5 protein-coding genes are annotated in these 9,568 nt (G+C 65.7%); all 5 read right to left on the bottom strand.

The genetic code is table 11. The annotated features are described in order from the left end of the window. The coding region (locus LDO54_RS12025; RefSeq protein WP_253074389.1) for a hypothetical protein at positions 1-4,481 on the bottom strand (4,481 nt) is incomplete at its 3' end. A 757-nt stretch (positions 4,482-5,238) separates the two neighbouring features. Beyond that, positions 5,239-6,054, bottom strand: a complete 816-nt coding sequence (gene pyrF, locus LDO54_RS12020) for an orotidine-5'-phosphate decarboxylase (RefSeq protein WP_224010473.1) — start codon at positions 6,052-6,054, stop codon at positions 5,239-5,241. A 178-nt stretch (positions 6,055-6,232) separates the two neighbouring features. Next, positions 6,233-7,420, bottom strand: a complete 1,188-nt coding sequence (locus tag LDO54_RS12015; RefSeq protein WP_224010472.1) for an aldose 1-epimerase — start codon at positions 7,418-7,420, stop codon at positions 6,233-6,235. A gap of 422 nt (positions 7,421-7,842) precedes the next feature. Beyond that, entirely contained in the window at positions 7,843-8,760 is a 918-nt protein-coding gene (locus LDO54_RS12010) for an SMP-30/gluconolactonase/LRE family protein (RefSeq protein WP_224010470.1), read from the bottom strand. Further along, positions 8,757-9,557 (bottom strand): SDR family NAD(P)-dependent oxidoreductase, encoded by an 801-nt coding sequence (locus tag LDO54_RS12005; RefSeq protein WP_224010468.1) that lies wholly within the window; start codon positions 9,555-9,557, stop codon positions 8,757-8,759. Before LDO54_RS12005 ends, LDO54_RS12010 begins: the two co-directional genes overlap by 4 nt. Positions 9,558-9,568: the final 11 nt, after the last annotated feature.

Genomic DNA, 9,568 nt, shown 5'->3' with positions numbered 1-9,568 from the left:
GTCGCATACAGCTGCGAACCGTTCACCGCGTCCGTGCTCGTCGACGACAGCGCGCCTGCCGCCACGTTGCTCAGCTTCACGTTCGTGCTCGCGCCCGTGCCGCCCAACGTCACCGACGTATGCGCCGACGAGTCGTACAGCACTGCATCCGCCAGCTTGCCGTTGATGTTCGTGACATTGCCCGCGAGGTTGCTCACGTCGCCTTGCAGCGTCGTCACCGAGCCTTGCAGGTTGCTGATGCTCGTCGTGTTCGCCGTCACCTGCGTGTTGGTCGCATAGAGTTGCGAGCCGTTCACCGCATCCGTGCTCGTCGACGTCACGCGGCCTGCCGCGACGTTCGTCACTTCACGCTCGGTGCCCGCTGCGCCCATGCTCACCACGCCGGTCGGCGTCGTGCCTGCGTAGGTGTACGTCGTGCCACCGATCACGCCATTGGTCGTCGCCACAGCCGCTGCCGTAGTCGCGCCGTTGCCCAGCGCCACCGAGTTCGCCGTCGACGCATTCGCACCGTTGCCGATCGCGATCGCGTTCGCTGCGCTGGCCGTTGCCACCGGACCAATCGCCGTCGAGTTCGCACCCGTCGCCACCGAATCGCCCAGCGACGAGTTCGTGTGGAAGTACTTGATGCCGCCGCCGTTCACGATGTTGTTGACGGTGTTGTTCGTCGCGTACAGCTGCGAACCATTCACCGCATCCGTGCTCGTCGACGACAGCGTGCCTGCCGCCACGTTGCTCAGCTTCACGTTCGTGCTTGCGCCCGTGCCGCCCAGCGTCACCGACGTATGCGCCGACGAGTCGTACAGCACCGCATCAGCAAGCTTGCCGTTGATGTTCGTGATCTGGCCTTGCATCGTCGTCACGTTACCGGCGATGTTCGTCACCGTACCCGTGAGGTTAGACACGTTCGTGTTCGTCGCATACAGCTGCGAACCATTCACCGCATCCGTGCTCGTCGACGACAGCGTGCCTGCCGCGACGTTGCTCAGCTTCACGTTCGTGCTCGCACCCGTGCCGCCCAACGTCACCGACGTATGCGCCGACGAGTCGTACATCACCGCATCGGCCAGCTTGCCGTTGATGTTGGTGATCTGGCCTTGCATCGTCGTGACGTTACCTTGCAGCGTCGTCACCGAGCCTTGCAGGTTGCTGATGCTCGTCGTGTTCGCCGTCACCTGCGTGTTGGTCGCGTACAGCTGCGAACCGTTCACCGCATCCGTGCTGCTGGACGTCACTTGACCCGCTGCGACGTTCTGCACCTGACGTTCTGCACCGGCCTTGCCCACGCTCACCACGCCGGTCGGCGACGTGCCTGCATAGGTGAACGTCGTGCCGCCGATCACGCCATTGGCCGTCGCCACAGCCGCCGACGTTACCGAGCTGGTACCCAGCGCCACCGAGTTCACCGTACCGGCCGTTGCCGAGTTGCCAAGCGCAACCGAGGTGTCCGCGGTCGCCTGCGCCGCAGCACCCACCGCCACGGAGCGTAAACCGGTCGCCTGCGCAAGCCCACCGAGCGCAGCGCTATTGGTGCCGGTCGATTTGGCATTCTGACCCAGCGCCACCGCATTCGTGTCGCTCGCCGTCGCGCTGGTACCGATCGCAACCGCGCCGGCTGCGCTGGTCGAGGCGAGTGCGCCGATGGCCGTCGAGTTGGCCGCCGCCGCGCTGGCCGCGCCGCCAAACGCAACGGCGCCCGATGCCTTGGCATAGGAGCTGCCGCCCACTGCCACGTTGTTGCCGTACCCTCCTGCCGAGCCGGCATTCGCATTGTTGCCCAGCGCGACCGAATCGTAGCCTTCAGAGAGCGCGGACTGACCGATCGCGATATCGGACGCGTACTGCCAGAGCGAGCCGGTGTTCGTTTGAGCGCCAACACCGATAGCGATCGAGCGATAGCCTTGTGCCGTAGCATTAGCACCCAGCGCGACATTGCCGCTCTGCTGGTTAATGCCAGGTCGGCTTGCCGCCGCTCCATCACCAATCGCGATGTCATCCGCGTAATTGGCAGCGGCGGCCGGACCGATCGCCGTCGAGTTCGCACCGTTCGCCACCGAATCCGCCAGCGACGAGTTCGTGTGGAAGTACTTGATGCCACCGCCGTTCACGATGTTGTTCACCGTGTTCGTGACGCTCGTGACGCTGTTGTTCGTCGCGTACAGCTGCGAGCCGTTCACCGCGTCCGTGCTCGTCGACGACAGCGTGCCTGCCGCCACGTTGCTCAGCTTCACGTTCGTGCTCGCGCCCGTGCCGCCCAGCGTCACCGACGTATGCGCCGACGAGTCGTACATCACCGCATCGGCCAGCTTGCCGTTGATGTTGGTGATCTGGCCTTGCATCGTCGTCACGTTGCCTTGCAGCGTCGTCACCGAGCCTTGCAGGTTGCTGATGCTCGTCGTGTTCGCCGTCACCTGCGTGTTGGTCGCGTAGAGCTGCGAACCGTTCACCGCATCCGTGCTGCTGGACGTCACTTGACCCGCTGCGACGTTCTGCACCTGACGTTCTGCACCGGCCTTGCCCACGCTCACAACGCCGGTCGGCGACGTGCCTGCATAGGTGTACGTCGTGCCGCCGATCACGCCATTGGTGGTCGCCACAGCCGCTGCCGTGGTCGCGCCGTTACCCAGTGCAACCGAGTTCGCCGTGGAAGCATTCGCACCGTTGCCGAGCGCGGTGGCATTCGCGCCGCTCGCAGTCGCGGAAGTGCCGACCGCGACCGCATTCGCCCCGGTTGCCCTCGCCCAGGGGCCGAGCGCGGTACTCCACGAACCGCTAGCGGTCGACTGATAGCCGGTCGAAACCGATACGCCATTGGCAATCGCTCCGTTGCCCAACGCGATGCCAGAGTTGTTGCCATCGGTCGAAGTAACCGTGGCACCTTTACCCAGCGCGACGCCGTTTGCGATGCTGCTCGCGGCAGAACCGATCACGATCGCGTCGTTCCCCAGGGACGTGGCGCCGGTACCGATCGCCACGGCGTTTTGTGCCATCGTCGTCGACGCATTGCCGATCGCGACGGAATTCGCACCGCCCGCCGTCGAAGCCGGGCCAATCGCCGTCGAGTCCAAGCCAGCCGCCACCGAATCGCCCAGCGACGAGTTCGTGTGGAAGTACTTGATGCCGCCGCCGTTCACGATGTTGTTGACGGTGTTGTTCGTCGCGTACAGCTGCGAACCGTTCACCGCATCCGTGCTCGTCGACGACAACGTACCTGCCGCCACGTTGCTCAGCTTCACGTTCGAGCTTGCGCCCGTGCCGCCCAGCGTCACCGACGTATGCGCCGACGAGTCGTACAGCACCGCGTCGACCGTACCGCCACTGAGGTTCGTCAGTTTTGTGTAGATGTTCGAGATGTCGCCCGTGTTCTGCGTCACCTGCGTGTTCGTCGCATAGAGCTGCGAACCGTTCACCGCGTCGGTGCTCGTCGACGTCACGCGGCCTGCCGCGACGTTCGTCACCTGACGTTCTGCACCGGCCTTGCCCATGCTCACCACGCCGGTCGGCGCCGTGCCTGCATAGGTGTACGTCGTGCCGCCGATCACGCCATTGGTGGTCGCCACAGCCGCTGCCGTGGTCGCGCCGTTGCCCAGCGCAACCGAGTTCGCCGTGGAAGCCGTCGTGCCGTAGCCGAGCGCGACGGCATTCGTCGCGGATGCCGTCGCGTTGGGGCCGAGCGCGGTACTCCACGAACCGCTCGCTGTCGCCTGATAGCCGGTCGAAGCCGCACCGCCATTGGCATAAGATCCGGTGCCCAACGCTACGCCATTGGAGTTGCCGTCGGTCGAGGCAACCGTGGCGCCGTTACCCACCGCGACGCCGTATGCGATGCTCTTGGCGACAACGCCAATCGCGACCGAGTTGGTCCCCGTGCCCGTGGCTGCGGTACCGATCGCCACGGCGCTGCCCGCCATCGACGTCGCGGAATTGCCGATCGCGATGCCATTCGAGCCGCTCGCCGTCGACGACGCACCAAGCGCCGTCGCGTTCGTGCCGGACGCCGACGCAGCCGACCCGATCGCCGTGGCACTCGCCCCGTTGGCGTTAGCCGTAAAGCCCATCGCCGTCGCGTTTGAGCCGGTCGCCATGGTCTGAAAACCCAGCGCAGTCGCATTAGCTGCCGCTTTGGTGCCAAATCCGATTGCGGTCGCGTAGTTGCCGGTGGTGGATGCGAAAGCGCCGTACGCAGTGACCGCGAGATTGTTGCCGCCCGACGCCGAACAGCCCACGACCATCGAATACGTCCCGTTGCCGTCTATCGGATCGATTTCCTGGGCGTAGGAAACGCCATTGACCGAATTCGCACCCGTTGTGCAATAGCCTCCGGTAGTTGTGCCCGTGTAGCCGGTGATCATTGCTGCATGAGCATTTGAGGCAAGGCCGCCCATCGCGCCCACGATAACGGTCGACACAGCGGCCACCATGGTCGCGCCGGAGGACGCGCTCTTGCTCTTGCCACGCCCCTTCGCGTTCTCCTGCACCGCCATCCACGTTCCCGTGGACTCATTCCATACTGATCGATACGCCTTATTCATTTTGCAATCCTTAACAAATACCCTGGTCTCTGGAGCCCGTGATGCCGATACCCCAGCGTTGATTCGAATCTCTGCGGCTGCTAACCCTTGGTGCCTCCTGCACCACCTGGTGAAGGGCGCAGCAGCCGGTCCGCCTTAACTCAACTCATCTGTCAGTTCATGCCCCCGCTGAATGGCCTGCCAACCGATCGGGACGATGCGCTGTTGCAGCGGCTAACGCCGATTGCTTTGGGCAAGGACGCGCAGTCCCGCACCCGCGCGAACGCAGACGTGCAAGACGTGCCAATGCGCCCGCGAACCAGGATCGTCGCGGCGTGAAATGTTGAGATTTTCATGATGAGAACTCATCCAGAGTTTCTGCCCACCGGCTTGCCCAGGAGCGCGCGAGCGCCCCGTGCAGCGGAACGCCATGGCGGCCCTCCCCGGCCTCGGAACGATGCTTGCCGTTACGACGCCATGCGAATCGAGGCGCGATGCAGTGAGCTGCTCGGCACGCTGTCTGGCGATCAGGCAGTGGGAAATTCGCGGCAGGTCTTATAAGGGCATCGCGAATTCCACATCGACAATGCCATGTTAAGAACAGGCGGGACGTGTTCGAATCAGACGGTTCTTAAAACCCGACGGGGAAATCTGACCTTTTCTGAAGTTTTATGGGGGTCAGATTTAAAATAGGTGAGCAGCGCGGAAAACGCGCCGCTCACCTTACGAATCAACGGTAGGCGTTGATCGTATCGCGCGTCTTCATGGCGGCCGTTGCAGCCGCCTGCGCGTAGTCCTCGCCCTTGCTCGCGAAGATGATCGCGCGCGACGAGTTGATGAGCATGCCCGTGCCGTTGGCGGTACGGCCCGCCTTCACGGTCGCTTCCACATCGCCGCCTTGTGCGCCGATGCCGGGAATCAGCAGCGGCATGTCGCCGACGATGCCGCGCACGATTTCGATTTCCTTCGGGAACGTTGCGCCCACAACGAGGCTGAGTTCGCCGCTCGCGTTCCACTTGTTCGCCGCGAGGTCGGCGACGACCTGATAGACCGGCTTGCCGTCGACGGTGAGGAATTGCAGATCGGAGCCGCCGGGGTTCGACGTGCGGCACAGCACGATCACGCCCTTGCCCGCGTGCGCGAGATACGGCTCGATCGAGTCGAAGCCCATGTACGGGTTGACCGTCACGGCGTCGGCCTTGAAGCGCTCGAAGGCTTCACGGGCGTACTGCTCCGCCGTGCTGCCGATGTCGCCGCGCTTGGCGTCGAGAATCACGGGCAGGCCCGGATGCTTTTCGTGGATGTGCGCGATCAGCGCTTCGAGCTGGTCTTCGGCGCGATTCGAGGCGAAATAGGCGATCTGGGGCTTGAACGAGCACGCGTAGGGCGCGGTCGCGTCCACGATATCGCGGCAAAACTCGAAGATCGCATCGCTGCGGCCAGCGAGGGCGGCGGGGAACTTCGCGGGCTCGGGATCGAGGCCGACGCACAGCAGCGAGCCGGTGCGCTGCCACGCGGCGGCGAGGTCTTGGGTGAACGAGGTCATGATGGATCGGGCGGCGAGCCCGGTGCAGGGAAAAGGGAAACGGCGCGTATTTTAACCGGCTTGCCCGCCGGCTTCCGCGAGCGCGGTGTCAGGGCAGGCGGATGGCCGTGTGAGCGGGCGGGCCAATCGTCGGAGGAAACGTGGCGCGGCGGAACCGCCGCCGCCACGTCGGCCCCGCTCAGGCCGCCTGCGTCTGCGCGCGCGTGCGTCCGCCCTTCGGCCCGCGCGCGCCGGCCCGGCCGCGTGCGCCCGCGCGATGCGGGCTCGCCGCCGCGCGCATGTCCATGCGCTCGACCGTAAAGCTGAACTTGCGCACGAGGCGCTCGCCGCGTCCGAGCACGGTCATGCCGTGGGCGTCGCCGCCACCGGCCAGATTGACCGCGTTGATCGGATGATCCACGGGTTCGAAGCAGAAGAAGTTCTCGCCCGGCGGCGTGTAGAGCACGTAATAGTCGGTGTTCGCGCAGATCGCGAGCGACAGGCGGCGGCGCTCCCAGACCACGGCCGCGCGCCCGCTCCAGCCGCTGAACGCGTGATTGACCATCTGCTCGGGCAGCGGATACGCCACGCCGAACTGCCACGCGGGCGGCGCGGGCACGTGGCGCACCGGCAGCCAGTCGGCGCCCGAGAGCCACAGGCCGCTCGCGGGCGCGGAGAGTTCGGTGCTCGCGTCGCGCGCGAGGAACGGATGCACGCCGAGCCCGAACGGCAGCGCCTCGCGGCCCACGTTCTCGACTTCGAGCGTCATGGACAGCGTCGCGCCGTCGAGCGCATAGGTCAGCACGGCGCGGTACGCGTAGGGCTCGCCCTGGCTGCGGTCGAGCACGAGACGCACGTGCTCGCGTTCGGCGCTCTCGACCGTCCAGTTCGCGAGCCAGCCGTCACCGTGAATCGGCAGCGGCTCGCTCGCGCGATTGCGCGGAATCTCGACGTCGCGGCCGCCGAACTGGAAGCGTCCGTCGGCGATCCGGTTGGAATACGGCAGCAGCGGATAACAGGCGAGTTCGTTCGGGTCCATGCGCGCGCTCACCTGCTCGCAGCGGCGGAACACCGGTTCGAGCGCGCCTTCGCTGCGCCAGTCGAAGCGCGTGATGCCGCCGCCCAGTTGCGGGGCGACATCGAGACGAAGGTAAGCGTTGGTGAGCGTGACGCAGGCCACGTCGCCGGTGCCGGCGGCGCCGATCGCCACGGCCGAGGTGCTCGGCCCCGGCATGACCGGATGCGTGGTCGCCTCCAGCCGCGCGCGGCGGGCGGCGGCGGGCGAACCCGCGGCGGGTGTCGTTGTGGCGGGGTCGCTGGCAAGCGGCGACCGGGAAGCATGACGGGAACGAGCTGTTGGACGCAAAGCGGAATTCGCGACGCTCATGAGCGGCTCCTCGAGAGGCATGATGGATCGCCGCCCTGGATGGCGGCGCATAGGCGGCCTGCCGGTCGCATCGCCACGACGTCCCTTCAGCGTTCGCTTCATTCGATTGAATCGCTTCAATCGACTGAATCGCTGCGCGCTGCCTGCGTCGTGTGACGGCCGCTTCTTGTTAAAGCCCGGCGGATTCGTGCTGCCGGGTACAGCTAGCACCTTAGAGACGGCAGCGGTTTGACGCCACACCGGCGCGCATCCGCCGCCTTCTTTTGGGCCTTTTTGTTGTCTCGCTACAACGAAGCCTCGAACGAAAACGATTGCAGTGGGCCTGCACGGCGCTTGCATCGCGCTTACGCGCAAGCCTCGTCTTGTTTCGTCTCGCGTCGAACGCTCGTTTGCTTTCCTTAGCGTTTTCCTTGGCGTTTTCGTTATCGCTTACCGAGGAAGCGCGGCTCGGCCAGCCCCGTGTAGCGCGTGCGCGCGACGAACACACCGCCCGCATGCGGTTCGCGCGCCAGCGTTTCGCTGTCGAGTCCGTCACGCGCGCTCGTCACGTAAAGCGTCGAGTAGCCTTCGCCGCCGAGCGTCACGCAGGTCGGCTGCACCGTGGGTATGCGGATGCGCTCGGTTTCCACGCCGTCCGGGCCGTAGCGCACGACGCATTCGCCCGCCCACTGCGCGTTCCAGAGGCCGCCTTCGCTGTCGACGGTCGAGCCGTCCGGCTCGCCTTCATGGTTCGGCACCTGCACGAACAACCGATCGTTTGCAATCGTTCCATCGGCGCCGTAATCGCAGGCGCGAATCTCGCGCGTGAACGAATCGGCGTAATACATCGTGCCGCCGTCGGGACTGAAGCCGATGCTGTTCGAGATCGCCGCGACCGGCAGCGGCAGCTTCTCCAGCGTGAGGTCGTGATTGAGCCGATAGAAGCCGCCGATTTTCTCGAACGGCTTGCGCTCGTACTTCGTGCCGAATACGAAGCGGCCCTGGCGGTCGCAACGCCCGTCGTTCAGACGCGTGGGCAGATCGGGTTCAACGTCGACGATCGGCGTGATTTCGCCCGTGCGCAGATCGAAGAACGCGAGCCGCGAAGCGAGGCCGATCAGCAGCACGTCCGGGTCTTCGCAGAGCGCGAAGCACGCGAGGCGCTCGGGCATCGGCCACGTGCGATGCGAGCCGTCGGCCGTGTCGTAGCGCGCGAGGCTCGCGCCTTCGATGTCGTTCCAGTAGAGCCGCGCGCTGCGCGAGCACCACGTCACGCCCTCGCCCAGCGCGTTCTTCGCGTGCACCAGCAATTCGGCGACGTCGTCCTGCGCGGCTTGCGGCTTCGATTGCTGATCGCTCATGCCCAGCCTCCGTCCACCACGATGTCCTGCGAAGTGATCATGCGGCTGTCGTCGGCGGCGAGAAAGAGCGCCATGCGCGCGAGATCCTCGGGCAGCAGTTCGGCGTCGATGCACTGGCCGCGCTTGATCGCCTCGCGGCCTTCGTCGGTGAGCCACAGGCGGCGCTGCTTGTCCGTCATCACCCAGCCCGGCACCAGCGAATTCACGCGAATGCCGTATTGCCCGAGATCCTTCGCGAGCCCACGCGTGAGGCCCTGCACCGCCGACTTACTCATCACGTAGACCGGATAGTCGGCGTTCTTGAGCATCCAGCTGATCGAGCCCAGATTGATGATCGAACCGCGCCCCGCCGCCTTCATGTCCTCCGCCACGGCCTGCGCCGCGAACAGTTGATGGCGCACGTTCACGGCGATGCCCGCGTCGAAGAACTCGGGCGTGACTTCCGCGAGCGTGTGGCGCTTGTCGTTCGCGGCGTTGTTCACGAGCGCTTCGATCGGGCCGAGCGCCGCTTTCACGTCGGCGATGGCGGCGCGCAACGCGGCGATATCGGTGAGATCAACGCGCGCGAACAGCGGCTTGTGACGCGAGTCGCCGAGTTCGTCGGCGAGCGCTTCGCCCGCCGTCGCGTCGATATCGAAGAACGCCACGCGCGCGCCCTGGGCCGCGAAGTGCTCGACGAACGACGCGCCGATGCCGGTCGCGCCGCCCGTGATCAGCACGACGCGGTCCGCGAGGCTCGGATAGCGCGCGAAGTTTTCATGCGCGTGGCGCGCGACGGCATTGGCCGGTGAAGACATACGTTGAGCTT

The organism is Paraburkholderia tropica (genome assembly GCF_914484835.1).
GTDB classification, from domain to species: Bacteria; Pseudomonadota; Gammaproteobacteria; order Burkholderiales; family Burkholderiaceae; genus Paraburkholderia; species Paraburkholderia tropica_A.
This window is presented reverse-complemented; position numbering and strand designations above follow the sequence as displayed.

Excerpts from the sequence above, each read along its gene's own strand:
- pyrF (WP_224010473.1), bottom strand. The coding sequence starts at position 6,054 with ATGACCTCGTTCACCCAAGACCTCGCCGCCGCGTGGCAGCGCACCGGC.
- LDO54_RS12015 (WP_224010472.1), bottom strand. The coding sequence starts at position 7,420 with ATGAGCGTCGCGAATTCCGCTTTGCGTCCAACAGCTCGTTCCCGTCAT.
- LDO54_RS12010 (WP_224010470.1), bottom strand. The coding sequence starts at position 8,760 with ATGAGCGATCAGCAATCGAAGCCGCAAGCCGCGCAGGACGACGTCGCC.
- LDO54_RS12005 (WP_224010468.1), bottom strand. The coding sequence starts at position 9,557 with ATGTCTTCACCGGCCAATGCCGTCGCGCGCCACGCGCATGAAAACTTC.